General features: G+C 57.3%; 22 protein-coding genes. 10 read left to right on the top strand and 12 right to left on the bottom strand.

The window, feature by feature from the left end:
* The first annotated feature begins 63 nt into the window (after positions 1 to 63).
* The 4 genes from ubiG to yfaE all read left to right on the top strand — a co-directional run bounded on the left by ubiG (position 64) and on the right by yfaE (position 5075).
* On the top strand, positions 64 to 792 hold the full coding sequence (ubiG, locus tag MY052_RS07765) for a bifunctional 2-polyprenyl-6-hydroxyphenol methylase/3-demethylubiquinol 3-O-methyltransferase UbiG (protein ID WP_123652751.1): 729 nt from the start codon (positions 64 to 66) through the stop codon (positions 790 to 792).
* A gap of 463 nt (positions 793 to 1255) precedes the next feature.
* Positions 1256 to 3541, top strand: coding sequence for a class 1a ribonucleoside-diphosphate reductase subunit alpha (gene nrdA, locus MY052_RS07760; protein ID WP_248538494.1), 2286 nt, complete (start codon positions 1256 to 1258; stop codon positions 3539 to 3541).
* 149 nt (positions 3542 to 3690) lie between these two features.
* Positions 3691 to 4821, top strand: coding sequence for a class Ia ribonucleoside-diphosphate reductase subunit beta (gene nrdB / locus MY052_RS07755; protein ID WP_123652753.1), 1131 nt, complete (start codon positions 3691 to 3693; stop codon positions 4819 to 4821).
* Positions 4821 to 5075 (top strand): class I ribonucleotide reductase maintenance protein YfaE, encoded by a 255-nt coding sequence (gene yfaE / locus MY052_RS07750; RefSeq protein WP_123652754.1) that lies wholly within the window; start codon positions 4821 to 4823, stop codon positions 5073 to 5075. Before nrdB ends, yfaE begins: the two co-directional genes overlap by 1 nt.
* A 3-nt stretch (positions 5076 to 5078) precedes the next feature.
* Here yfaE and MY052_RS07745 read toward each other — a convergent pair whose 3' ends face one another.
* Positions 5079 to 6269 carry an MFS transporter gene (locus MY052_RS07745; protein ID WP_123652755.1) on the bottom strand — a complete coding sequence of 397 codons (1191 nt, stop codon included), beginning with the start codon at positions 6267 to 6269 and terminating at the stop codon, positions 5079 to 5081.
* Between the two features lie 185 nt (positions 6270 to 6454).
* Between MY052_RS07745 and MY052_RS07740 the strand changes: the two genes are divergently transcribed.
* The 4 genes from MY052_RS07740 (at position 6455) to glpC (ending at position 11530) form a co-directional block, all read left to right on the top strand.
* On the top strand, positions 6455 to 7333 hold the full coding sequence (locus MY052_RS07740; RefSeq protein WP_248538493.1) for a LysR family transcriptional regulator: 879 nt from the start codon (positions 6455 to 6457) through the stop codon (positions 7331 to 7333).
* A gap of 129 nt (positions 7334 to 7462) precedes the next feature.
* A complete protein-coding gene (gene glpA / locus MY052_RS07735) occupies positions 7463 to 9091 on the top strand; it encodes an anaerobic glycerol-3-phosphate dehydrogenase subunit A (RefSeq protein ID WP_248538492.1) in 1629 nt (542 codons plus the stop codon).
* Positions 9081 to 10340: a glycerol-3-phosphate dehydrogenase subunit GlpB gene (gene glpB / locus MY052_RS07730; protein WP_248538491.1), complete on the top strand. Its 1260-nt coding sequence runs from the start codon at positions 9081 to 9083 to the stop codon at positions 10338 to 10340. The genes glpA and glpB overlap by 11 nt, the downstream gene beginning before the upstream one ends.
* Entirely contained in the window at positions 10337 to 11530 is a 1194-nt protein-coding gene (gene glpC / locus MY052_RS07725; RefSeq protein ID WP_248538490.1) for an anaerobic glycerol-3-phosphate dehydrogenase subunit GlpC, read from the top strand. The genes glpB and glpC overlap by 4 nt, the downstream gene beginning before the upstream one ends.
* 63 nt (positions 11531 to 11593) lie before the next feature.
* Here the strand turns inward: glpC and MY052_RS07720 are convergent, their stop codons facing one another.
* The 9 genes from MY052_RS07720 to MY052_RS07680 form a co-directional block, all read right to left on the bottom strand.
* The gene (locus tag MY052_RS07720) at positions 11594 to 12790 is read right to left on the bottom strand and encodes a nicotinamide mononucleotide deamidase-related protein YfaY (RefSeq protein WP_248538489.1); all 1197 of its coding nucleotides are present in this window, start codon (positions 12788 to 12790) and stop codon (positions 11594 to 11596) included.
* A 98-nt stretch (positions 12791 to 12888) separates the two neighbouring features.
* Positions 12889 to 13431, bottom strand: coding sequence for a YfaZ family outer membrane protein (locus MY052_RS07715; protein WP_035892612.1), 543 nt, complete (start codon positions 13429 to 13431; stop codon positions 12889 to 12891).
* 176 nt (positions 13432 to 13607) lie between these two features.
* The gene (menE, locus tag MY052_RS07710; RefSeq protein ID WP_248538488.1) at positions 13608 to 14969 is read right to left on the bottom strand and encodes an o-succinylbenzoate--CoA ligase; all 1362 of its coding nucleotides are present in this window, start codon (positions 14967 to 14969) and stop codon (positions 13608 to 13610) included.
* Complete coding sequence (menC, locus tag MY052_RS07705; protein ID WP_248538487.1) at positions 14966 to 15931, bottom strand: o-succinylbenzoate synthase; 966 nt, start codon at positions 15929 to 15931, stop codon at positions 14966 to 14968. Before menC ends, menE begins: the two co-directional genes overlap by 4 nt.
* Positions 15931 to 16788 carry a 1,4-dihydroxy-2-naphthoyl-CoA synthase gene (menB, locus tag MY052_RS07700; protein WP_035892608.1) on the bottom strand — a complete coding sequence of 286 codons (858 nt, stop codon included), beginning with the start codon at positions 16786 to 16788 and terminating at the stop codon, positions 15931 to 15933. The genes menC and menB overlap by 1 nt, the downstream gene beginning before the upstream one ends.
* Before the next feature lie 8 nt (positions 16789 to 16796).
* Positions 16797 to 17561 carry a 2-succinyl-6-hydroxy-2,4-cyclohexadiene-1-carboxylate synthase gene (gene menH, locus MY052_RS07695; RefSeq protein ID WP_248538486.1) on the bottom strand — a complete coding sequence of 255 codons (765 nt, stop codon included), beginning with the start codon at positions 17559 to 17561 and terminating at the stop codon, positions 16797 to 16799.
* Positions 17558 to 19228, bottom strand: coding sequence for a 2-succinyl-5-enolpyruvyl-6-hydroxy-3-cyclohexene-1-carboxylic-acid synthase (gene menD, locus MY052_RS07690; protein ID WP_035892457.1), 1671 nt, complete (start codon positions 19226 to 19228; stop codon positions 17558 to 17560). The genes menH and menD overlap by 4 nt, the downstream gene beginning before the upstream one ends.
* 78 nt (positions 19229 to 19306) lie before the next feature.
* Positions 19307 to 20599, bottom strand: coding sequence for an isochorismate synthase MenF (gene menF, locus MY052_RS07685; protein ID WP_202217539.1), 1293 nt, complete (start codon positions 20597 to 20599; stop codon positions 19307 to 19309).
* A 147-nt stretch (positions 20600 to 20746) separates the two neighbouring features.
* Positions 20747 to 21208, bottom strand: coding sequence for a GNAT family N-acetyltransferase (locus MY052_RS07680; protein ID WP_248538485.1), 462 nt, complete (start codon positions 21206 to 21208; stop codon positions 20747 to 20749).
* A gap of 45 nt (positions 21209 to 21253) precedes the next feature.
* On the opposite strand from MY052_RS07680, the gene rbn reads away from it, so the two are divergent.
* Both rbn and MY052_RS07670 read left to right on the top strand, forming a co-directional pair.
* Positions 21254 to 22171 (top strand): ribonuclease BN, encoded by a 918-nt coding sequence (rbn, locus tag MY052_RS07675; RefSeq protein ID WP_248538484.1) that lies wholly within the window; start codon positions 21254 to 21256, stop codon positions 22169 to 22171.
* A 65-nt stretch (positions 22172 to 22236) separates the two neighbouring features.
* Positions 22237 to 23232 carry a chemotaxis protein gene (locus MY052_RS07670; protein WP_035892462.1) on the top strand — a complete coding sequence of 332 codons (996 nt, stop codon included), beginning with the start codon at positions 22237 to 22239 and terminating at the stop codon, positions 23230 to 23232.
* Between the two features lie 150 nt (positions 23233 to 23382).
* Here the strand turns inward: MY052_RS07670 and MY052_RS07665 are convergent, their stop codons facing one another.
* Complete coding sequence (locus tag MY052_RS07665; protein WP_248538483.1) at positions 23383 to 24225, bottom strand: nitroreductase family protein; 843 nt, start codon at positions 24223 to 24225, stop codon at positions 23383 to 23385.
* 73 nt (positions 24226 to 24298) lie between these two features.
* A complete protein-coding gene (locus MY052_RS07660; RefSeq protein ID WP_115239769.1) occupies positions 24299 to 24880 on the bottom strand; it encodes a TetR/AcrR family transcriptional regulator in 582 nt (193 codons plus the stop codon).
* Positions 24881 to 24882: the final 2 nt, after the last annotated feature.

Raw genomic sequence — 24882 nt, 5'->3', positions numbered from 1 at the left:
TTTATTCACGCCGTGGTACTGATATACTCGCTGACAATAACGAAATAAGGAGCAGGAACAGCCATGAATGCCGAAAAAGCTGCGGTAGCGCACAACGTAGACCACGAAGAGATAGCCAAATTCGAGGCCGTCGCATCACGTTGGTGGGATCTGGAGGGGGAATTTAAACCTCTGCACCGCATTAACCCGCTGCGTCTGGGCTATATCGCCGAACGCTCCGGCGGCCTGTTCGGTAAAAAGGTGCTGGACGTCGGCTGCGGCGGCGGCATTCTGGCCGAAAGCATGGCGCGTGAAGGCGCGACGGTTACCGGTCTCGATATGGGCTTCGAGCCGCTGCAGGTGGCAAAGCTGCACTCATTAGAAACCGGTATTCCCGTCGATTACGTGCAGGAAACGGTAGAAGAACACGCGGCGAAACATGCCGGGCAGTATGACGTGGTGACCTGCATGGAGATGCTGGAGCACGTTCCGGACCCACAGTCGGTGGTGAAAGCCTGCGCCCAATTGGTAAAACCGGGCGGTCAGGTCTTCTTCTCCACGCTCAACCGCAACGGCAAATCCTGGCTGATGGCGGTGGTCGGCGCGGAATACATTCTGCGCATGGTGCCAAAAGGCACGCACGACATTAAGAAATTCATCAAGCCGGCCGAACTGCTGAGCTGGGTTGACCAGACCGTATTGAAAGAGCGTCACATGATTGGCCTGCACTACAACCCCATCACCAACAGCTTCAAGCTGGCACCGGGCGTAGACGTTAACTATATGCTGCACACTACCGCCAAATTAGCATGACCTGTAGCCCGGTCGAGCGAACGCGACACCGGGAATAGGCTCCGAGCCCCCCGGGTCGGCATAAATGCCTCGCCCGGGCTACCAACCACTACCCGGCTTCGACATATCGCCTACCAATCATGGGGGGCGCTTACAACAAAATTGCGCCACATCATATTGCGCAAATTCCCCCTTCGACGAAGAAATCAGCACTCGATCAAATTTTCATTTTTTTTTGCAAATTATTGACATTCCCGCCAGCCCTTATGCGCCGTGGACTTAGCGTTTTTTACGCTTTATCAACCTCAAGTTAACGTCAAAATCAACCCTTGTGCTCAAAAGAATCCAGACTAGAATACTCACCATATAGCGTTTAATTAATCAACGAACCCCTACATGTAGTATTTATCCACAGGTTTTGCTACAACGGCAACTGTGGATAAATCAGGGGATATTTTCCTTTTCACGGACAGGTAAAAATCACATGAATCAGAGTCTGCTGGTGACTAAGCGTGACGGCCGCACAGAACGCATTAACCTCGACAAAATTCATCGCGTGCTGGATTGGGCCGCCGAAGGGCTGCACAACGTTTCGATTTCTCAGGTCGAACTGCGTTCACACATCCAGTTCTACGACGGGATTAAAACGTCCGACATTCATGAAACCATTATCAAAGCAGCAGCAGACCTGATCTCCAGCGAAGCTCCGGACTACCAGTACCTGGCCGCGCGCCTGGCGGTGTTCCACCTGCGCAAAAAAGCCTACGGTCAGTTTGAGCCACCGGTACTGCTTGACCATGTCAAACACATGGTTAACCTGGGTAAATACGACAATCATCTGCTGGAAGACTATACGGAAGAAGAGTTCAAGCAGATGGACTCGTTCATTGTTCACGACCGTGATATGACCTTCTCCTACGCAGCGGTTAAGCAGCTGGAAGGTAAATACCTGGTACAGAACCGCGTGACCGGCGAAATCTACGAGAGCGCTCAGTTCCTCTATATTCTGGTGGCCGCGTGCCTGTTCTCGAACTACCCACGTGAAACCCGCCTGAGCTACGTGAAGCGCTTCTATGATGCGGTTTCCACGTTCAAAATTTCTCTGCCTACGCCGATTATGTCCGGCGTGCGTACCCCAACTCGTCAGTTTAGCTCCTGCGTCCTGATCGAGTGCGGCGACAGCCTGGATTCCATCAACGCCACCTCCAGCGCAATTGTGAAATACGTTTCCCAGCGCGCCGGTATTGGTATTAACGCCGGTCGTATCCGTGCGCTGGGTAGCCCGATTCGCGGCGGTGAAGCGTTCCACACCGGCTGTATTCCGTTCTACAAGCACTTCCAGACGGCGGTGAAATCCTGCTCTCAGGGCGGCGTACGCGGTGGTGCGGCCACCCTGTTCTACCCAATGTGGCACCTGGAAGTCGAAAGCCTGCTGGTGCTGAAAAACAACCGCGGCGTTGAAGGCAACCGCGTGCGTCACATGGACTACGGCGTACAGATCAACAAGCTGATGTACACCCGCCTGCTGAAAGGTGGCGACATCACGCTGTTCAGCCCGTCCGACGTCCCTGGCCTGTACGATGCGTTCTTCGCCGACCAGGACGAGTTCGAACGTCTGTACACTAAATATGAAAACGACGACAGCATTCGCAAACAGCGCGTGAAAGCGGTTGAACTGTTCTCCCTGATGATGCAGGAACGTGCTTCTACCGGCCGTATCTACATTCAGAACGTTGACCACTGCAACACCCACAGCCCGTTTGACCCGGTTGTCGCGCCGGTACGCCAGTCTAACCTGTGCCTGGAAATCGCTCTGCCGACCAAACCGCTGGACGATGTGAACGACGAAAACGGCGAAATCGCCCTGTGTACGCTGTCCGCGTTCAACCTGGGTGCTATCAATAGCCTGGACGAGCTGGAAGAGCTGGCCGTACTGGCAGTGCGCGCACTGGATGCCCTGCTGGACTACCAGGACTACCCAATTAAAGCCGCTGAACGTGGCGCAATGGGCCGTCGTACGCTGGGTATTGGTGTTATCAACTACGCCTACTGGCTGGCGAAAAACGGCAAGCGCTACTCCGACGGCAGCGCCAACAACCTGACACACCAGACCTTTGAAGCTATTCAGTACTACCTGCTGAAGGCCTCCAACGAGCTGGCGAAAGAGCAAGGCGCATGCCCGTGGTTCAACGAAACCACCTACTCGCAGGGCATTCTGCCGATCGACACCTATAAGAAAGACCTGGATGCGATTGCTAACGAGCCGCTGCATCTGGATTGGGAAGCTCTGCGTGAGTCCATTAAGACGCACGGCCTGCGTAACTCCACGCTCTCTGCCCTGATGCCGTCTGAGACCTCTTCGCAGATCTCCAACGCCACCAACGGCATCGAGCCACCGCGCGGCTACGTGAGCATCAAAGCGTCAAAAGACGGGATCCTGCGCCAGGTAGTGCCGGACTACGAGCACCTGCACAACGCTTACGAGCTGCTGTGGGAAATGCCAAACAACGACGGCTACCTGCAGCTGGTTGGTATCATGCAGAAGTTTATCGACCAGTCGATCTCTGCGAACACCAACTATGACCCAACGCGCTTCCCATCTGGCAAAGTCCCGATGCAGCAGCTGTTGAAGGACCTGCTCACCGCCTACAAATTTGGCGTGAAGACCCTGTACTACCAGAACACCCGCGACGGTGCAGAAGATGCGCAGGACGATCTGGCTCCATCCATTCAGGATGACGGCTGCGAAAGCGGCGCTTGTAAGATCTAATAACGATTGCCGGGCAGCGATACGCTGACCCGGCCTTTGATTTCCGTATCGACCAAAACCTTATTCGGTGTACGGATTTTTTTGCGATGATATTGTAAGCAGGTAAGTAACCGCCATCCGGCATTACTCTCCAGACAGGATTGACATCAATGGCATACACCACTTTTTCACAGACGAAAAACGATCAGCTCAAAGAGCCGATGTTCTTTGGCCAGCCGGTCAACGTGGCACGCTACGACCAGCAGAAATATGACATCTTCGAAAAGCTGATTGAAAAACAGCTCTCCTTCTTCTGGCGTCCAGAAGAAGTTGACGTTTCCCGCGACCGTATCGACTATCAGGCGCTGCCGGAGCACGAAAAGCATATCTTCATCAGCAACCTGAAGTATCAAACCCTGCTGGACTCCATCCAGGGCCGCAGCCCGAACGTGGCGCTGCTGCCGCTGATTTCCATTCCGGAACTGGAAACCTGGGTTGAGACGTGGGCGTTCTCTGAAACCATCCACTCGCGCTCTTACACCCACATCATCCGCAACATCGTCAACGATCCGGCGATTGTGTTTGATGACATCGTCACCAACGAGCAGATCCAGAAGCGTGCGGAAGGCATCTCCAGCTACTATGACGAGCTGATCGAAATGACCAGCTACTGGCACCTGCTGGGCGAAGGCACCCACAACGTCAACGGCAAAACCGTGACCGTGAACCTGCGCGAGCTGAAAAAGAAACTCTACATCTGCCTGATGAGCGTGAACGCGCTGGAAGCGATTCGCTTCTACGTCAGCTTCGCCTGCTCCTTCGCTTTCGCCGAGCGCGAACTGATGGAAGGCAACGCCAAGATTATTCGCCTGATCGCCCGCGATGAAGCGCTGCACCTCACCGGTACCCAGCACATGCTGAACCTGCTGCGCAGCGGCGCGGATGACCCGGAGATGGCGGAGATTGCTGAAGAGTGCAAACAGGAATGCTATGACCTGTTCGTCCAGGCTGCCGTGCAGGAAAAAGAGTGGGCGGATTATCTGTTCCGCGACGGCTCGATGATTGGCCTGAACAAAGACATTCTGTGCCAGTACGTTGAGTACATCACCAACATCCGTATGCAGGCGGTTGGCCTGGATCTGCCGTTCCAGACCCGTTCTAACCCAATCCCCTGGATCAACACCTGGCTGGTGTCCGATAACGTGCAGGTTGCCCCGCAGGAAGTGGAAGTCAGCTCTTATCTGGTCGGCCAGATTGACTCGGAAGTCAATACTGACGATCTCAGCGACTTCCAGCTCTAATGAGCCGCGTTTTTCTGCGCATCTCTGGCACGCGTTTGCAGTGCCAGGATGAACACCCTTCCCTGCTGGCGGCGCTGGAGTCTCACAACGTTGAGGTCGAATACCAGTGCCGCGAAGGCTACTGCGGTTCCTGTCGCACGCGGTTAGTATCAGGCCAGGTCGACTGGCTGACCAAACCGCTGGCCTTTATCCAGCCGGATGAAATTTTGCCCTGCTGTTGCAGGGCAAAGGGTGATATCGAAATTGAGATGTAATGGTTAGTGCACTTCGTGTGCACTAACCAACGGCATCGCGCCACGGCGCTTCATCTGCGAGATGTACAGCGCCCCGGCCAGCACCACCAGCAGCGCCCCAACCAGATAAATGGCGCGATAGCCCACGCCTTCCACCATCATCCCCATCACGAAAGCGCCAATCGCCAGCCCGGCATCCATCGCATTGAAGAACAGCGAGTTCGCCACGCCGATTTTATGCGGTTCAACCGAACTGATAATCTGCGTCTGGAAGATAGGCGTCACTGAACCGTAGCCGATACCAATTAACGCCCCTGCAAGAATCATCGATGCGCTGCCGTGAGTGTAGCCCAGCACCACCAGACCGATAGTGAACGCCAACAGGCAAGGATAGACCACGTATTTCGGCCCCTTTCTATCGCAGATGTTGCCAGTGAAGGCGCGGCATATCATCAGGAAAATGGCGTAGCACAGCAGGAAGTTGCTGGCCGCGGCCATCAGGTCCAGTTCGCGAGCATACAGGGCGAGAAACGCGGAGACTCCGGCGTAGGAGAAGGTCATAAAGAACGTGACCAGCGCAAACGGCATGGCCGCACGGTCGAACATGGCTGAAAAACCCAGCTTTGGCTGAGAACCATCGGCATGACGAATAACCGGTGGTACGCGGACAATCAGCGACAGTACGATGCCTATCGCCGAGACCACGGTACACATCCAGAACGCCTGGGTAAACGCACTATGCCGCGCCATGTTCAGGCCAATCCACGGCCCAACGACCATCGCCAGCCCCATGGCTAAAGAGAAAAAGCTGATGCCTTCCCCACGTCGGGAAGCAGGAATCAGGCGCGCGGAGATAGTGCCCTTCACCGTAGTAATCACCCCAAAAGTAATACCGTGCAGCACGCGAATAAAAAGCAGTGCTTCAATGGAATGACAGAACGGATACAGCGCAGTTACCGCTAAAAACGCCAGGGAGGAGAGCATCAGAATCGTTTTATTTGAGTATTTTCCCACCCATTGTCCAGCGAACGGACGCACGATTATCGCGGCGGCCAGGAAGAAGGTCACCAGCAGCCCGGCTTTGTCCGCGGTGGCATGGAGGTTATCGGCGATATAAATCGGCAGGAGCGTGAGAAGAACATAAAATACGAAGAAGATAATAAAGCTAATAATCGTGATTGCCCAAAAATCTTTAGTCCATAATTTCTCTTTCATTGATATGCAACCTAATTAAACGTCGCGCATTATCACATTCATCACGAATATATAATTCAAGAATGCATTAAAAACACAAATAATTGCGTGCGTGATTTTGTGATTGAGTCCGTAGAAAAAATTATAGGCAGGCGATATAAATTAGTAAAATTAATCGTTTTAATGACTTTAGTTAGGAAAAACTAATGACGTTAACGCAGATCGGCGCACTGTTAACGGTCCTCGAATGCGGGGCATTTACCGAAGCGGGTAAACGACTGTATATGACCCAGTCCGCCGTTAGCCAGGCTATTTCAGCACTGGAAGAGGAACTGGGCGTCGCCATTCTGGTGCGCGAACGCCGTAAAGCCATTACGCTGACGGTAGCTGGCGTCCGTATCGTGGCTCACCTTCGTCGCCTGATGAACGAAGTCAGCGCGGTCAAAGAAATTGCCGAGCAGGAGAAAAAAACGCCTCTTCGCTTGCTGCGCATAGGCTGCTTCCCCAGTATTTGCGCCAGCATATTACCGGAGGTGGTACGTTATTTTGAACAACACCATCCGAATATAAAAATTGTCCCCCACGAAGCCAATAGCTCGGAGATTATCGATGCTATTCGCGAAAATAATATCGACGCCGGTTTTGTACATATTCCAGCAGAAGGCATGTTTGTGGCTCCGGTTTATAAAGACAGGTTTGCCGTAGTCGTGCCCGATAATCATCCCTTTGCGGGAAAAAAATCCATTTCGCTAAACGCACTGTTCGACGAGCCCTTGATTGTCAGTAAAGGGCGCTATGAAATGAGCATCATGTCGCTGTTCGCCGGGATGAATATTACCCCCAACATTAAATACGAATTTAACCACCCCACCACGGCAATGAGCTTTATCCGTCAGGGGTTGGGCATCGCGCTGCTGCCGGAACTGACCCTGAAAACGCTGGAACAACCGCTACGCTCGGTGCCGCTGGAACCCCCGTTCTATCGCCAGGTATCACTTATTGCCAGCGAGCCTCCGGTTAGCGGTAGCCCTTTGCAGCTGCTGCACGACTGTCTGCACCAGCTGGTCAGAGAAGGGCATATCTAAGAAAAGGCGATACACGGCACATTTCTCGCGATTATCACTTTCGATTTAATGCTCGAATATGCTCGAAATCAAACAAATCAATTCATATACGTGACTTAATGTTATCAAAACGAACATTGAGGACACATTATGGACAGCGCCTCTGTCAATGAATACGATGCCATCATCATCGGCGGCGGAGCCACCGGGGCCGGTATCGCCCGCGACTGCTCGCTTCGCGGTCTGAAGGTAGCGCTGGTTGAACGCTTTGATATTGCCACTGGCGCAACCGGGCGCAACCACGGCCTGCTGCACAGCGGCGCGCGCTATGCGGTGACCGACAGCGAATCCGCGCGCGAATGCATCAGCGAAAACCAGATCCTGCGGCGCATCGCCCGCCACTGTATCGAACCCACCAGCGGGCTGTTTATCACCCTGCCTGAGGATGACCTCGGCTATCAGCGTACCTTTATGGATGCCTGCCAGACGGCGGGCATTCAGGCTGAAGCTATCGACCCCGCGCTGGCGCGGCGGATGGAGCCAGCGGTGAACCCTGCGCTGGTTGGCGCGGTGCGCGTGCCCGACGGCACCGTCGACCCCTTCCGCCTGACCGCCGCTAATATGCTTGATGCCCGCGAACACGGCGCGACGATTTTTACCGCCCATGAAGTCACCGGTCTTATTCGCCACAACGATCGCATCCACGGCGTTCACCTGCTCAACCACACTACCGGGCAACCGCAATCGCTGCGTGCGCCGGTGGTGGTCAACGCCGCCGGGATCTGGGGACAGCGCATTGCCGAATACGCCGACCTGCGCATCCGCATGTTCCCGGCGAAAGGCTCGCTGCTGATATTTGAAAACCGTATCAACCAGCATGTGATCAACCGCTGTCGTGCGCCCGCCGATGCCGATATTCTGGTACCCGGCGATACCATTTCGCTGATTGGTACCACTTCAACGCATATCGATTACGACGACATTGACCGCTGCCGCGTTACCGCCGACGAGGTGGATATTCTGCTGCGCGAAGGTGAAAAGCTGGCGCCAGTCATGGCGAATACTCGCATTCTTCGCGCCTACTGCGGCGTACGCCCGCTGGTTGCCAGCGATAACGACCCCAGCGGACGCAACGTCAGCCGGGGCATTGTTCTGTTGGATCACGCCGAGCGCGACGGGCTGGAAGGGTTCATTACCATCACCGGCGGCAAGCTGATGACCTATCGCCTGATGGCAGAATGGGCCACCGATGCCGTTTGCCGCAAACTTAACCACAGCGGCATCTGCACCACCGCACAAACGCCGCTGCCTGGCTCCCGTGAGCCGGCGGAGAAAACGCTGCAACGTATGATTTCCCTGCCCGCGCCGCTACGCGGTTCGGCGGTCTATCGTCACGGCGACCGTACGCCAGAATGGCTCGGCAACACTCGATTACAGCGCAGCGTAGTCTGCGAATGCGAAGCCGTCACCGCGGGCGAAGTGCAGTACGCGGTGGAAAATCTGGCGGTCAATAACCTGCTGGATTTACGCCGCCGCACCCGCGTCGGCATGGGTACATGCCAGGGCGAGCTGTGCGCCTGCCGCGCAGCCGGTCTGCTCCAGCGTTATCGCGTCGCCACCTCGGCGCAATCGCTCACCCAGCTTTCTGCCTTCCTCAATGAACGCTGGAAAGGCGTCCAGCCGATTGCCTGGGGCGATGCGCTGCGCGAGAGCGAATTAACCCGCTGGGTATACCAGGGATTGTGCGGCCTGAAAAAGGAGCCAGAAGATGAAATTTGATAGCGTGATTATCGGCGGCGGACTCGCCGGGTTGCTGTTCGGCATCCAGCTACAAAAAGCGGGTCTGCGCGCGGTAATTGTCAGCCGGGGCCAGAGCGCGCTGCACTTCTCTTCCGGCTCGCTGGACCTGCTCAGCGCCCTGCCCGATGGCCAGCAGGTCACCCACCTCGCAGGCGGGCTGGCCGCGCTGCGCGAACAATCCCCGCAGCATCCCTATAGCCTGATTGGCTCCCGTCTTGTGCAGCACTACGCGCAGCAGACGCAGACGCTGCTGGCTGAATGCGGAATCAACATGCGCGGCGATATGGCGACGCCTCATCAGCGTATTACCCCGCTGGGCACTCAACGTGCCGCCTGGCTGAGTCCGTCGGAAGTACCGATTATCCCGTTCAGGCGCGGCCGCGTTCGGGTCGTCGGTATTAGTGGATTTCTCGATTTCCAGCCGCATCTGGTCGCCGAATCCCTCCAGCAGCAGGGGCTAAACGCCGATACCGCTGAAATCGATTTACCAGAGTTGGATGTGCTGCGGGAAAACCCGACCGAGTTCCGCGCGGTCAATATCGCCAGGGTACTGGATGAAAAAACGCACTGGCCAATGCTGCATCAGGCGCTATTACCGCTCAGTGAAGGATGCGACACGCTGGTGATGCCCGCTTGCTTTGGCCTGCGTGACACGGCGTTATTCGACTGGCTCAATCACAATCTCCCCTGTACCCTGCTGCTTCTGCCAACGCTGCCGCCTTCGGTGCCGGGTATGCGGTTCCACGCCACCCTGCAACGGCGGTTTGTTGCGCTGGGCGGAACCTGGATGGCGGGTGATGAAGCGGTGCGCGTCAGCCACGACCGCGGCGAGGTTCGCGAAGTCTGGACGCGTAACCACGGCGATATTCCATTACGTCCGCGCTATGCGGTACTGGCCAGCGGCAGTTTCTTCAGCAACGGCCTGACCGCCGATCGCGACCACATTCGCGAGTCCATTATGGGGCTGGATATTCAGCAACCCGCCTCACGTAGCACGGGCTATCGCGATGATTTCTTTGACCCGCAGCCGTGGCAGCAGTCGGGCGCAATCGTCGATGCCGAGCTGCATCCCACGCTCCGAGGTCTACCGATGCGCAACCTGTTTGCCATCGGCTCGGTGCTTGGCGGCTTCGACCCGATCGCGCAGGGCTGCGGCGGGGGCGTATGCGCCGTCTCCGCGCTACACGCTGCCGCGCAGATTATCCGTTTGGCGGGAGGCGAAGCATGAGCCAGCAAAGTTTCGAAAACTGCATTAAATGCACCGTTTGCACCACCGTCTGCCCCGTTAGCCGCGTCAACCCACGCTATCCGGGGCCAAAACAGGCCGGGCCGGACGGCGAACGTCTGCGCCGCAAAGACGCCGGGCTGTATGACGAGGCGCTAAAATACTGCATCAACTGCAAACGCTGCGAAGTCGCCTGCCCGTCGGATGTCAAAATTGGCGATATTATCCAGCGCGCCCGCGCCGACTATAGCCAGCAAAAACCGGGTATCCGCGATACGATCCTCAGCCATACCGACCTGATGGGCACGCTCTCTACGCCGTTCGCCCCCATCGTCAATGCCGCCACCGGGCTGAAGCCCGTGCGCCAACTTCTGGATAGCGCGCTCAAGATTGACCATCACCGCGCCCTACCGAAATACTCCTTCGGCACCTTCCGCCGCCGCTACGCGCGTATTGCCGCAGCACAGGCGCAGTTTGCCGAGCAGGTCGCTTTCTTCCACGGCTGCTACGTTAATTACAACCATCCGCTGCTCGGGCTGGATTTGATAAAGGTGATGAATGCGATAGGCATTGGTGTGCAGCTACTCAGCAAAGAGAAGTGCTGCGGCGTGCCGCTAATTGCTAACGGTTTCTTTGATAAAGCCCGTCGACAGGCGCAGAGCAATATCAAGTCGCTGCGGGAAGCCATTGGCGGCAAAAAGCTGCCGGTCATTGCCACCTCGTCCACCTGCACTTTTACGCTGCGTGATGAGTACCCGCACCTGCTGGACGTCGATAACCACGATCTGCGCGACAACATTGAGCTAGCAACCCGCTGGCTGTGGCGCAAGCTGGATGATGGCGCGGAGCTGCCGTTACAGCCACTGCCGCTAAAGGTGGTGTATCACACGCCGTGTCATATGGAAAAGATGGGCTGGTCGCTGTACACGCTGGAATTAATACGCCGCATACCGGGTATTGAGCTTCAGGTGCTGGATTCACAATGCTGCGGAATAGCGGGAACTTACGGCTTCAAAACGGAGAACTACCCAACGTCGCAGGCAATAGGCGCACCGCTCTTCGAGCAAATTGAAGCGAGCGGCGCAGACCTGGTGATTACCGACTGCGAGACCTGCAAATGGCAGATTGAGATGTCCACCAGTAAGCGCTGCGAGCATCCGATCACGCTGTTAGCGAGGGCGTTGGTCCGATAACCTGCGCCCAACGGTCCCCTCTCCCTTTCAGGGAGAGGGAGAAAAGCAAGCCGCATCGGGTGCTTACAGCGTGAGCGAGTCCACCACGTTAATCCAACCGTGTTCGCTGGCAACGGGACGGCCATTCAGCCAGCGACGCAGCATGTTCAGCGCCATCATCGCACACACTTCCTGACGCACCGCCAGACCATGACGCGTATTGCTGAACTTCACCTGCAGCGCGTGCGTCCCTTCCGGTGTCGCCAGCGCAAAGTTAATGTGTTCACTCTCAAGACCACTTACCGCCAGCGCCAGCCCGGCAAAATGGTTCACTCGACGCTCGGCGGCCCAACGGGCAGTTTGCGCCAGCGTTTCATCCTGCGGCGGTACCACTTCACTCGCCAGCAGCGGCGCCTGGGCACGGGAAAGCTGTAGGGCAATCAGCCCGCTGGTGAACTGCTCGCTTAACGTCAGGCTAAACTGTCTTTCTTTCAGCACGCGGGCAAGCTGCGCGGGAAGCCCTTCGGTGCCTTCAAAAATCAGACTTTCGCCCGCCACTTTCTGTACTTCTGGCCACAGCGCCAGCATCGCATCACGATGTTCCGCAGGCCCGGTCAGCTTCAGTTCAATAATCGGCATCGACGAGCGATAGCCCATGCTCACGCCCCGTGGCAGTTCAAGGTGCTGCAGGCTTTGGGCGAGATCGCTTTCAGAACGGCCAAAGGTCGTCAGACGCAGGCACAGCGGCGGCTCGCCGACTGGATAACGCTGGCGAATACGCGGCAGGATCTCTTGTTCAACCATCACTTTAAATTCAGACGGCACGCCCGGCGTAAAGAACATCAGGCAGCGGTTAAGCTTAACGGCAAAGCCGCAGGCGGTGCCGACCGGATTGTCTATAAGCTCGGCGCTGGCCGGGATCTCCGCCTGCTTGCGGTTGCTCGGCGCCATCACGCGGCCACGCTCGCTGAAGAAACGCTCCATAAACGCCAGCCACTCTTCGTGCATAATCAGCGATTCACCTTTCGCCGTTGCCGCAGCAAGCGCGCTAAGGTCGTCGCTGGTCGGCCCGAGACCACCGTTCACAATCAGAATATCTGCCTGAGTACTGCGCTCGCGCAGAATAGCGACCAGGTCATCCAGGTTATCCCCAACGGTGTTACGTCGCGTCAGCGGAATACCCTGCTGGAAACAAAAATCGGCAAGCCAGGCAGCGTTTGTATCGACGATCTGCCCCGATAAGACTTCGTCACCGGTGGACAGCATCTCAACCGTTATCATCACTTTCTCCAATAAAAAGAGGACGAGTCACTATAACGCAAGCGGAGGATTTAAGAAGAGAAAAACTGGCGCAGCGGTGTCGCCGCGCCGGAGGGGGATTAGAACGATGCGCTCACGCCAACATACGGGCCATCGGCCACGGCGTTGTCACGATGACCGTCTTTACCCGCGAGGTTCAGGTAACGATAACCCGCTTCGATGCTGATTGGACGCATAATGGTATAACGCGCGCCCGCGTTAGCTTCGGTATAGCTGTCGATACCGCTTGAGAGTGAATCCGGGGAGTAGTAGTACTCACCGAACAGACGCAGGCTGTCGCCGATTTTCCACTGCAGACCACCACCGACCGCTGCGGCATAGCCGGAATCGCTGTCGTTAGGATCGGTGTAAACGCCTTTACCACCCACGGTAGCCATGAACGGACCGAGAGGGATATTCAGTCCCAGGCCCAGACCTGCCACATCACCATCGTCGTCGCTGTGCGTCCAGTTACCGGTTAACGCCAGGCCAGAAGTCTCGGTACCGACACCAAAGCCCAGGTTAGTGTAATCTTTACCAGCTTGACCGTTAAAGCTGATTGCACTCGCTGACGCGGAGACAAACATCAGCCCCGCCAGACCAAATAACACGCTCTTTTTCATCTTCATCCTTTCATGCAAACGCAAAAATAAACGCCCTTAAACCGCTGAATTGTACTGCGATACGCAGCGGATTCAATGTACTAAACAGGCAATAATCAGGCGGATTGTAACGAATTACGTCTAATACATCACCAGGAATGATGGCGTATGTTAATGAAATAACACGTATCTATTATTCATGGTTTTAACTGTGCGTTTACCCACTGCACCAGCTGATGACGAGACACCTTAATGCCCGTCCCCTTCATTTCTTCCGGCAGCGTCAACCATTGGCACGGCTGCTGGAATCCCGCCAACTTGTCTTTCGCCCACCGCGCCAGCTCAGCTATATTCAGCGTGGGCTCAGCGTCCAGTACTGCCACCGGGCGCTGGCCAAATTCAATATCGTCAATGGGGACAATAAAGACCTGATTCACCGCTGGATGCTGTACCAGCACTCGCTCAACTTCTTCCGGTTGAATGCCCTCACCGCCGCTGAAAAACAAATTATCCAGACGACCAATGACGTGCAGTTTGCCGTCATGGATTTCACCGCGATCGCGGGTGGCAAACCAGCCTTCGGCGTTGGTCAGCGGCAGCAGTTCACCGTTGCGCCAGTAGCCTGAAGCCATGCTGCTGGCGCGCAGCCAGATTTCGCCATCGACCAGCCGCAGTTCGCGCCCCGGCAGGGGCATGCCGACATCCTCGCCGCCGTTGGCTTCGCGCGCGCAGACGGTGGAAGCAAACTCGGTCAGGCCGTAGCCGCAGAAGGTTTGAATCCCCCGCGCTGCCGCCTGTTCGGTCAGCACCGCAGGAATCGCCGCGCCGCCCAGCAGCACCGTTTTCAGGGTGAGCGGCTGTTCATCATTGAGCAGGCGCCAAAGCTGCGTCGGCACCAGAGACGCATGGGAACAACCGTGCAGCGCCTGCGCAAGCGGATGCTCACTCACCGCCATCTGCGCGCCCACCAGCAGCCAGCGCCAGAAAATGCCCTGGCCGGAGACGTGGAACAACGGTAGCGACAGCAGCCAGCAGTCGTTTTCTGCAAACGGCATCAGGCTCAGCACGCCGTGTGCGCTCGCCAGATGCGCCGCGCAGGTATGGACCGCCGCTTTCGGCAGGCCGGTTGAACCCGAGGTGAGCGTCATCGAAGCCAGGCGTTCAGCACGCCAGTCGCACGGCGAGGTCAGCGGTGCGGAACGCAGCTGCAACGGCGCAAGGCCGTAGTGATCATCGGCTTCCAGATTTAAAAAGTGGCACAGGCTGAGCCCCGGCAGCAGTTCGCTGACCAGCGTCGCCGGTAGCCGTGGGTTTAGCGGCAGGATACGCGCGCCGCACTGCAACAACGCCAGCCAGGCCAGCACCGCCTCCGGGCGATTGCGCGCGCAGAGCGCCACGCCGTCTTCGGGGTTAACGCCCTGCGCCTGAAACCCGGCGGCGAGCGCGTCGATACGCTCACACAGCGCCGTCCAGCTCAGCGTTTCGTCATCGAGACGCAGCGCGATGGCGTCACCGCGTACCTCGCGCCAGTGCCGCCACGGCCAGGTAGAAAAGGTCACAGCAGCGGCTCCATATCCTCAATTGCCCCGCATGGCAGCGGGCTGTCAGGCCAGCAGCGGATAAGCTGAGTTTGCATCAAATTCAAAGTATCCAGACCCGGAATGGTGTCTGGGGTGAGCCAGGCCGCGATGCGCGCTAACTGAGTTAAACCGAGGCTTGATTCCAGCGAGGAGCTAATTACCGCCGTCAGGCCAAGCGCATGCGCCGCCGCCACCTGCGCTTTTACGCGTTCCAGGCTGCCGGTCAGCGTTGGTTTAATCACCACGGCTTTGAGGCCAAGCTCGGCTTCAAAGCGGAAATCCGCCTCGCGCAGGCTTTCGTCCCAGGCAATAGCAATGCCGGTTTCACGCGCAAAGGCGCGCGAGTCATCGCGGGTTTTGCACGGTTCTTCAAGGAAGGCGATGCGCGAACGATAGTCCGGGTTGACGTATTTGGCGAACTGCTGGGCTTTCAGCGGCGTCCAGGCGCGGTTGGCATCGAGGCGCAGGGTCAGCTCTGGAATAGCTTCCAACAGCAGATTCACCACCATGCCGTCACGGACCGCTTCGTACAGGCCGACCTTCACTTTAGCCACCTTCTCGCCGGATATATCAGCAAGCTTGATAACCAGATCGTCCGGGTCACCGGTGCACAGCGGCGCGGCGCGATAATCCGCCGCCTCAGGCAGCGCATCGTTGAGCTCCGCCAGCGCACAGCTGATGCCAAAGGCCACCGAGGGAACCTCTGGCAACGCGCCATCGTCGCCCTGCCGCCAGGCGTTAACCCAACCGAGCAGCGCCGACTGCGCGTCGTCCAGCGACTCCAGACTAAAGCCCGGTAGTGGGGAAATTTCTCCCCACCCGTCCCGTTCGCCGTCACGCAGGTAGACGAATAACCCATCACGGGTTTTCAGCCGCCGCTCGCGCAGAACCACACCTGCGTCCATCGGTATCTGCCAGCGGTAAACCTGCGCACTACGCATTACGGATTCCGTTTGAATTTGCTGAAGTCAGGCTGACGTTTCTGGTTGAAAGCGTTACGGCCTTCCTGACCTTCTTCGGTCATGTAGAACAGCATGGTGGCGTTACCGGCCAGCTCTTGCAGACCCGCCTGGCCGTCACAGTCGGCATTCAGCGCGGCTTTCAGGCAGCGCAGCGCCATCGGGCTGTTTTGCAGCATTTCGCGGCACCAGCGTACGGTCTCTTTTTCGAGGTCAGCCAGCGGTACCACGGTGTTCACCAGGCCCATATCCAGCGCCGCTTTCGCGTCGTACTGGCGGCACAGGAACCAGATTTCACGCGCTTTTTTCTGGCCGACGATGCGCGCCATGTAAGAAGCGCCCCAGCCGCCGTCAAAGGATCCGACTTTCGGACCGGTCTGGCCGAAGATGGCGTTATCCGCCGCAATAGTCAGGTCACACATCATGTGCAGCACGTGGCCGCCGCCGATGGAGAAGCCAGCCACCATCGCTACCACTGGTTTTGGGCAGGTACGGATCTGACGCTGGAAGTCCAGCACGTTCAGGTGGTGAACGCCGCTGTCGTCCTGGTATCCGCCGTAGTCGCCGCGCACTTTCTGGTCACCACCGGCGCAGAAGGCTTTATCGCCCGCGCCGGTCAGGATGATAACGCCGACGTTGTCGTCATAGCGCGCATCCGCCAGCGCCTGAATCATCTCTTTGACCGTCAGTGGACGAAACGCGTTGCGAACCTGCGGGCGGTTAATGGTGATTTTGGCGATGCCGTCAGCGGATTTTTCGTAGCGAATGTCGGTAAAACCTTCAGAACAATCGTGCCACTCAGCGGGGGCGTACAGCATAGCTTCATCAGGATAGATCATAGCGAGTCCTATAAGTTAACAGGCAGAATCTGAGCCAGACACGCGGCCACGCCCGCGGGGTTTTCCCGGTGCGCGTTGTGTCCAGCATCATGAATAAGGTGGCAAGGGCGCGAGAGTTCCTCGGCAATCGCGCGAAACTTGCTGTCGCGCTCGCCACAGAGATACCAGAATGGTAGTGAAAGCGTTTGCAGCGCAGGACGAAGGTCTTCCTGCACGGCTAAAGAGGTGGCCAGCAGCATCGCCGCCAGCGCGTTGCCGTCGTTTTGCTGGCGCAGCGTCACCAGCGAGGCGCGCTGTGCGTCGGTGAGGCTGGCAAAAACCGGCTGTTGATACCAGGCGGTAAAGACGTCGGCAAGCGGAAGCTCGCGAAAACGCTGTGCCCAGGCTTCGTCGTTGCGCCAACGCGATTCGCACTCCGCATCGTTCGTCAGCCCAGGATGACCGCCTTCAACAATCAGCCCTGCCAGGCCTTCCGGCCGCGAGCAGGCGTAGTGCATGGCAATCCGTCCGCCCAGCGAGTAACCCACCAGCCAGTAGTTAAGTATGTTGTAACTAAGCAGCGTAGTCTGGAGCGCGGCGTCCATCTCAGCGAAGTTATTAACCCGTACGGCTGAAGATCCACCGTGGCCGGGCAAATCGACATACAGCCGATTCGCCCGCGCAAAGCGCTGCCCCACCGGCTGCCATTCGCGATGGTCGCCGGAAAAACCGTGCAGGAAAACCAGCCACGGCTGCGTGGGTTCTCCCTGCTCGGCTACGGCGTGCAGGATCATAGCTTGCTGACCTGCGCCAGCAGATGTTGCAGCGTTTGCGCGCCGTCGGTGTCGTTAACCACCAGCTCAATCACCGTGGTTGCTGGCGTGCGCCAGGCGGTGCTCAACGCCGTTTCCAGCGACGCCCAATCTTCTGGCTGCTGATAGCGTAGGCCAAACATCTTCGCCGCATGCTCGAAGTGAACGTTTTGCGGCATCGCGTAGAAGCGCTCGCGCTCTTCCACTGGCGTTGGCAGCAGAGAGAAAATCTGCCCGCCGTTGTTGTTGACCACTATCAGCACCAGCGGTGCGGACACCTGGCGCAGCAGCGCCAGCGCGTTGAGGTCATAGAGCGCCGACAGATCGCCAACGATAGCAAGCGTCGGCCGTGCGCTGGCGCGCTGTACGCCCGCCGCAGTGGAAATCAGGCCATCGATGCCGCTGGCACCGCGGTTGCTGTAAACCGGGTAGCCCGCCGGAAGCTGGCCTAAGGCGTCAATTAAACGCACCACCAGACTGTTGCCAACGAACAGTTGCCCCTGTTCCGGGAGATAGCGGCGAATGCGGTGCGCTAACTGCGCTTCGCCGAAGTGCTCACTTTGCGCGGCAACGGCCTCCCATGCCTGTTCGGAGAGCGTAGGGATAACGGTGGTCCACGGCGCGCGTTTCTCCGCCGGGTGTTTTTCCAGCCACTGGGCAATGTTGCTCACCAGACGGCGACCGCGATGGTGCGCCGGGTCGAGGCGGCCGGAAAGCGGGTCGACCAGCCAGTATTCGTCCGGCTCACAGGCGAGCTGCCATTGCAGCACGCGTTTACCGGTCAGGCTGCTGCCGAGCTGCACCACAATCTGGGCCTGTTCAAGCTCGCTGATGGCGGCCGGATTACTGAGCCAGAGATCCGCGCACGGCAGCGGCTGCCCGGTTTGCGAAAGCACGTCGCCAATCAGCGGCCAGCCCAGGGTTTTCGCCCATTCGGCCACTTTTTTGCCCTCTTCCGCATCCATCCGCCCGGCGACAATCACGCCGCGCTTTTGTCGCCAGAAGAACCAGTCGCGCTGAACGGCACTCTCCTGATGCAGCGCTTCGCGCAGCCAGGGTTTTTCACCCTGCCACCAGTCGCCCAGCGCCTGCTGCCAGGCAAGGCCGGTGTCGTCCATATCGCCATACAGCGGTTCAGCAAACGGGCAGTTGATGTGTACGCCGCCGGAGTGCAGAGAGCCCAGCGCATCATCCACGACGGAGACCAGCCAGCGGGCCGGAATATCCTGGCTCGGGCGCGGTAACGAAAGGGTGCTGGATGGGTGCGAGGCAAACATACCCGGCTGACGAATAGCCTGATTCGCGCCACAGTCAATCAGCTCTGGCGGACGGTCAGCGGTGAGCAGAATAATTTTTTCACCGGTTAAGCCCGCTTCAATCAGCGCCGGATAGAGGTTCGCCACCGCCGTGCCGGAGGTCACAATCACCGCCACCGGCTGCTTGCTGACCTTCGCCAACCCCAGGGCCAGATGCCCGAGACCGCGCTCATCAAAATGGGTGTGATGAATAAAGGTGCGATTCTCCGCTGCCGCAAGCGTAAGCGGTGTTGAACGAGACCCGGGCGCAATGCAAACGTGCCGCACGCCGTGACGGGTTAATGCTTCGAGGATCACCGCCGCCCAGCGTCGGTTAAATGCGCTTACTGACATGAAGTTGTCCGGTATCAAATAATCGACTCAGTATAAATTCTACGAACCAGTAGGATTTTGATATGAATCGGTAATGTTCTATTCAGGGAACAGCAAAGAACGCAGACCCGCCGCTTTATTTTCGATTTCCTGCCATTCCTGTTCAGGATCGGAGCCATCAACGATGCCGGCACCGGCATACAGCCGCACCGTATTACCTTCCACCTTCGCCGAGCGCAGCGTCACGCAGAACTCACTCTGCCGACGAGAAAGATAGCCCGCCGACCCGGCGTACCATTCCCGGGTAAACGGCTCAAAGCGGTCAATAAAGTCCAGCGCCAGCGCACGAGGCAGCCCCGCCACCGCCGCCGTGGGTTGTAGTTGCAGCAGGCAGCGCGTGTCGTCGGCCGCGGTCAACTCCGCCTGAATACAGCGGCGAAGATGCTGCACCTTGCGCAGGCGAACGATTTCCGCTGGCAGCACGTCGAGCGTTTGCGTCAACCCCTGCAGGCGCTGGCAAATATCTTCCACCACCAGGCTGTTTTCCCGCTGGTTTTTATCATCATGCATCAGCCAGTCGCCCAGCCGCTTCGCGGTTGCCGCATCGTCGTGCGCCGCCACGGTGCCCGCCAGCGCTTCGGTACGCAGCGCCGTTCCGCGCCGCCGCCATAAACGCTCCGGCGATGAACCGAGAAACGTCCGCTGCGCGTCAAACGCCATATAGAAATGATAGCAAGAGAAATTGACCCGGCGACTGGCGGCCATCAGAGCCCCGGCGTTCGGTGCGCCGCTAAAGACCAGATCCGTTGCCCGTGCCAGCACCACTTTGCTAAATGCGCCGTCGCGAATCGCCTGGGTAGCCTGCTCAATCAGCCGACACCAGCCCTCTTTGCCGGGGCGATGGGTTTCGCTTTCCTGGTGCAACGCCAGTTCCGCCGAAGCGTGATGGGTTGTAAGCAATGCCAGACATGCCCGCGCTTGCTCGGCATCCTGCTGAAGCGAGCTATCGCTCCACAGGTTGATGCGAAGCGTGGCCCGTCCGGCTTCGCGCCGCCACTCCAGACGAGGCAGGAATAACTGCCCGACCTTCGGGTCGAAGGCGTTCACGCCGCAGATGCGCAGGTCGTCACGTTCAAGGGTGTGCAGAAAATCATTGGCCTGGGCCAGGGAGATAAAGGTTTTGACCGCACCCAGCGCGGCAATCTCTTCTTTACCGCTGCGCTGCTGCCAGTAGAACTGCGGCCAGACCGCCTGCCCGCTAAGCCAGGCAAGCGGGTCAAAGGCATCGCTCAGGGGGAAAGAGACTTCAATACTTTGCGTGCCGGGCAACGCTGGAAAATCGTCCGTCAGCAGCCCTGACAGGCTCTGCAACGCCGCTAGAATGGATCGCACGCAAACCTCCCTATCATAAAAACCACATAGTATACGGGGTACTTGTTATAAAAAGCAGTACCCACGATTAGGGAGCGGAAACGTAACGAGGCAATATCGCACTGAAAATCAACGCTCTTTGCCTTTCACTATAGACGGGATTTGGGGTTATGCCTGCGCCACTTCTCGCGCCATCCCCACGTGCGGAATACCATCTTCGTCGTAGACGTCGGTAACGCTGATAAACCCAAAATGGCCGTAGAAATCGCGCAGATGCGCCTGCGCGCCAAGATACAGCGCCCGCTGCGGCCAATGCTGCTGGCAGCTTGCCAGCGTGCGTTCCATCAGCTGATAGCCCAGACGTTCACCGCGCACTTCGGAACTGACAATCACCCGACCAATCACCACCGGTTCAACGTCCTCTTCACTCACCAGAATGCGTGCGTAGGCCACCAGCTTATCGTCTTTCCAGCCCAGCAGATGGCGGTTTTCACCCACCAGATCGTCGCCGTCGATATCCAGATACGCGCAGGCCTGTTCCACCACGAAGACTTCGCTGCGCAGCTTCAGCAGGTCGTACAGCGTCGGGACGGTTAATTCAGAATGGTGCAAATCTTGCCAACGAATCATGGTAGGCTCCTTAGACCTTATTTTTACCGCCAGGGGCGCGGCGCTATGCAATTGACGTTTTTAGGCACATCCGCGGGCGTGCCAACCCGGACTCGCAACGTAACAGCAATGCTGCTGAATCTGCAACACCCAACGCAGCCGGGGCTGTGGCTTTTTGACTGCGGCGAAGGCACGCAGCATCAACTGCTACACACCGCCTTTCATCCGGGCAAAATCGAACGCATCTTTATTAGCCACCTGCACGGCGACCATCTTTTTGGCCTGCCGGGGCTGATTTGCAGCCGTTCAATGTCGGGAAGCGCCCAGCCGCTCACCCTGTACGGGCCAAAAGGGCTGAAGGAGTTTATTGAAACCACCCTGCGTCTGAGCGGTTCATGGACCGATTTCCCGCTGGAGGTCGTCGAAATCAGCGGCGGGGAGCTCCTCGACGACGGCCTGCGCACCGTCACCGCCTTTCCGCTTAATCATCCGGTCGAGTGCTACGGCTTTCGCGTAGAAGAGCACGAGAAGCCAGGCGCGCTGGATGCTCGCAGGCTGATTGCAGCAGGCGTCGAGCCCGGCCCACTGTTCCAGCAGCTTAAAGCCGGTGAGCAGGTGACGCTTGCGGACGGTCGCGTGATTAACGGCGCGGATTATCTTTCCCCCGCCACGCCCGGTAAAAAGGTGGCGATTTTTGGCGACACCGCGCCGTGTGATTCAGCCCTTGCGATGGCCCGCGATGTCGACGTAATGGTGCATGAAGCGACGCTGGAAGCCGCCATGACGGAGAAAGCCAACAGCCGCGGACACTCGTCAACCGAGCAGACCGCCCAACTGGCGCGGGACGCCAACGCCAAGCGGCTTATCGTGACTCACGTCAGCTCGCGCTACGATGCCGAAGGCTGTCGCCGCCTGCTCACCGAGTGCCAGGCCTATTTCCCGGCGTGCGAACTGGCCGAGGATTTTGCCACTTTCACGCTGTGATAACGTTTTAGCCGCGCCTGCCGATAACTCAGCTAATAGAGAACGCTTTTTACGCTGAGGGCATGATGGATAACTTCCAGAAAGAGATCGACGACAGGGCTAACCTGACCCTGTCCAACCGTTTTGAGCTGCTGCTTTTCCGCCTCGGCGCGTCATCACAGAGCGACGCCTCGGAGCTGTACGGTATTAACGTCTTTAAGCTGCGGGAAATCGTCCCGATGCCGAGCTTCACCCGCCCCGCCGGAATTAAGCCGCCGCTGATGGGCATGGTGAACATTCGCGATCAAATCATTCCGGTTATCGACCTCGCTGCCGTGGCGGGCTGCAAACCTGCCACCGGCCTGAACATTCTGCTGATTACCGAATATGCCCGCAGCGTGCAGGCCTTTGCCGTCGAATCCGTCGAGAACATTACCCGACTCGACTGGACGCAGATCCATACCGCCGAGAAAGCGGTTAACGGAAAATACATCACCAGCATCGCCTGCCTCGACGATCACCAGGAGAGCAACAATCTGGCGATGGTTATCGACGTGGAGCAAATTCTTTACGACATCACCCCCTCCAATCACGACCTGCACGCCAAAGAGCTGAACCCGCGCAAGTTCAACATCAAGCCGGGCGCAACGGCGATTGTCGCCGAGGACTCGAAGGTGGCGCGCGCCATGCTGGAGAAAGGGCTGAAGGCGATGGACATCCCCGCGCAGCTGCACGTGACGGGCAAAGAAGCGTGGGAGAAAATCGAGCTTATCGCCCAGGAAGCGGCGAAAGAAGGCGTGCCGGTGAGCGATAAAATCGCCCTCGTGCTGACCGACCTCGAAATGCCGGAGATGGACGGCTTTACCCTGACCCGCAAAATCAAAACCGACCCACGGCTGCGCAATATTCCGGTGGTGATCCACTCATCGCTATCGGGGAACGCGAACGAGGACCATATTCGTAAGGTTAACGCCGATGGGTATGTGGCGAAGTTTGAAATTAACGAACTGGCGGCGGTGATTGAGCGCGTGCTGAATAAAGCGGCTGGGCGTGGGGAAAGTGGACTGCATGCGGTGAGGTGAGGGTTTGGGGCGCCGCCAGGACGGGGAAGTTCCTGGCGGGTTTAAGGGGGTGCTATGAGCGAGGAGCGGACGTTTTAAAGCATGGGGCTGGAAGACGAGAAAGTTGATAATTTTGCGGCTGCGCATGAATACCCAACCGCCTGAACTGCCCTACTTAAAACCGAAACCGCGCTCTTCAAGAGTGGTCCGTAGATTTTGGCGACCATCCATATAAGCGAGACTGGTTGCTGCGCTCTGAACCGCCTGTTTCCATGTTTTATCTTTCATTCCCAGACCTTCCCGGAATGCATGGAATGCCTCTTCATAACTTCTGACGTGAGCGTCAAGGTCACAAGCGCTGTAGAGATTGTGATGAGCCACCACGCTTTGCGGCAGGCGCGGGCGGATAGCTGCATCGCTGTCAGTGGCAGGCCATGCGACCACCAGGCCGCATATAACATAGCTGTGGGCCGGTAGCTGAATAAGTTCAGCCAGCTCTTTAGCCTTGTTGCGTGTCGCACCAATATAAACCGTACCCAGCCCGATTGACTCTGCTGCTACCGTTGCATTTTGCGAAGCCAGTGCGGCATCAACTGTCGCCATGACAAATGAATCAAGGTAATCATGCACACCCGGAGTAAGGCCGTCTGAGACGGTCATATCGTGATTTCGTGACAGGTCTGCAATCCAGAGAAGTATCGCAGGAGCCTCCTCGATGTATCCATTCGCCACACCTTTATCTCCCGCAGCGAGCTTTCTGACCTGCGCCTTGAGTGCAGGATCGGTAACGGCCACCATGCTCCATTGCTGAAGATTTGAGGATGTTGAGGCAGACTGAGCGGCCGCTACAAGCGTTTCAAACCAGTATTCCGGCAAGGCTTGCTGTGAAAAATTTCTGACGGAACGATGGCTGAGCAGATTTTCAATCTGCGAATTCCAGATGATATTTTTTGGTCGGTCTTTCTCACCGTACCGGGCAGTAATCAACTGAACTTTGTTTAAATCTTCAGACATTAACTTTCTCCAGACAATACTGTAATGTTCATTCAAGAATTAAGTAAATAAAAAGGCCTGATGGCCTTCCTAACTAAATGTTCATTATTAACGCTTCGATTGCATCACGTTGAAATTCTGGCTCATGCACAATCCTGCCGAACACCCGGAAACCGAAATAGGCACACATGAATGCCTTAGCCATAACTTCAGGCTGCCGTTCCGCCTGAAACTCCCCGGAAGCAATCCCGGCAGCGAAAAGCCTGGTGAACATTGCCTCAAGCTTTTTGATATAACGGCGGCTAAGATCTTCAACGGTTTTATCTTTTGCAGCTCTTTCTAAGGGAGAGAAGATTGCCATGCAGCCGTTTCGCTCGATATTGCTGAAATCCAGTTCAATACCTTTTTTCAGCAGGCTGCGTAGCCTGTCCTTAACGCTGCCGGCCTGGCTGAATACAGCCTCATGAAACTCAATGCTTGAGCTATGGTAACGGCGCAGAGCTTCATGGTAGAGATTTTCTTTATTACCAAAAGCCGCATACAGACTTCCACGGCCAAGCCCTGTACTCTCAACGAGTTCCTGAGCGGAGGTCGCTTCAAAGCCGTTTCGCCAGAACGCATCCATAGCCGCCTGAATAACGAGTTGATCATCAAATTCTCTCGGTCTGCCTGCCATTA

Origin of the sequence: Kluyvera ascorbata (genome assembly GCF_023195735.1) — a bacterium.
In the GTDB taxonomy this organism is placed as follows: Bacteria; Pseudomonadota; Gammaproteobacteria; order Enterobacterales; family Enterobacteriaceae; genus Kluyvera; species Kluyvera ascorbata.
Note: the sequence above shows the minus strand (reverse complement) of the source record. Positions and strands in the feature narration are given on the sequence as shown.

Bases quoted from the DNA above. Each gene is read 5' to 3' on its own strand.
- MY052_RS07660 (WP_115239769.1), bottom strand. From the start codon at position 24,880: ATGGCAGGCAGACCGAGAGAATTTGATGATCAACTCGTTATTCAGGCG.
- menH (WP_248538486.1), bottom strand. From the start codon at position 17,561: ATGATCCTGCACGCCGTAGCCGAGCAGGGAGAACCCACGCAGCCGTGG.
- MY052_RS07665 (WP_248538483.1), bottom strand. From the start codon at position 24,225: ATGTCTGAAGATTTAAACAAAGTTCAGTTGATTACTGCCCGGTACGGT.
- MY052_RS07680 (WP_248538485.1), bottom strand. From the start codon at position 21,208: ATGATTCGTTGGCAAGATTTGCACCATTCTGAATTAACCGTCCCGACG.
- rbn (WP_248538484.1), top strand. From the start codon at position 21,254: ATGCAATTGACGTTTTTAGGCACATCCGCGGGCGTGCCAACCCGGACT.
- yfaE (WP_123652754.1), top strand. From the start codon at position 4,821: ATGAGCCGCGTTTTTCTGCGCATCTCTGGCACGCGTTTGCAGTGCCAG.
- MY052_RS07670 (WP_035892462.1), top strand. From the start codon at position 22,237: ATGGATAACTTCCAGAAAGAGATCGACGACAGGGCTAACCTGACCCTG.
- nrdB (WP_123652753.1), top strand. From the start codon at position 3,691: ATGGCATACACCACTTTTTCACAGACGAAAAACGATCAGCTCAAAGAG.
- ubiG (WP_123652751.1), top strand. From the start codon at position 64: ATGAATGCCGAAAAAGCTGCGGTAGCGCACAACGTAGACCACGAAGAG.
- MY052_RS07740 (WP_248538493.1), top strand. From the start codon at position 6,455: ATGACGTTAACGCAGATCGGCGCACTGTTAACGGTCCTCGAATGCGGG.
- glpA (WP_248538492.1), top strand. From the start codon at position 7,463: ATGGACAGCGCCTCTGTCAATGAATACGATGCCATCATCATCGGCGGC.
- MY052_RS07720 (WP_248538489.1), bottom strand. From the start codon at position 12,790: ATGATAACGGTTGAGATGCTGTCCACCGGTGACGAAGTCTTATCGGGG.
- glpB (WP_248538491.1), top strand. From the start codon at position 9,081: ATGAAATTTGATAGCGTGATTATCGGCGGCGGACTCGCCGGGTTGCTG.
- nrdA (WP_248538494.1), top strand. From the start codon at position 1,256: ATGAATCAGAGTCTGCTGGTGACTAAGCGTGACGGCCGCACAGAACGC.
- menD (WP_035892457.1), bottom strand. From the start codon at position 19,228: ATGTCAGTAAGCGCATTTAACCGACGCTGGGCGGCGGTGATCCTCGAA.
- MY052_RS07745 (WP_123652755.1), bottom strand. From the start codon at position 6,269: ATGAAAGAGAAATTATGGACTAAAGATTTTTGGGCAATCACGATTATT.
- glpC (WP_248538490.1), top strand. From the start codon at position 10,337: ATGAGCCAGCAAAGTTTCGAAAACTGCATTAAATGCACCGTTTGCACC.
- menB (WP_035892608.1), bottom strand. From the start codon at position 16,788: ATGATCTATCCTGATGAAGCTATGCTGTACGCCCCCGCTGAGTGGCAC.
- MY052_RS07715 (WP_035892612.1), bottom strand. From the start codon at position 13,431: ATGAAAAAGAGCGTGTTATTTGGTCTGGCGGGGCTGATGTTTGTCTCC.
- menC (WP_248538487.1), bottom strand. From the start codon at position 15,931: ATGCGTAGTGCGCAGGTTTACCGCTGGCAGATACCGATGGACGCAGGT.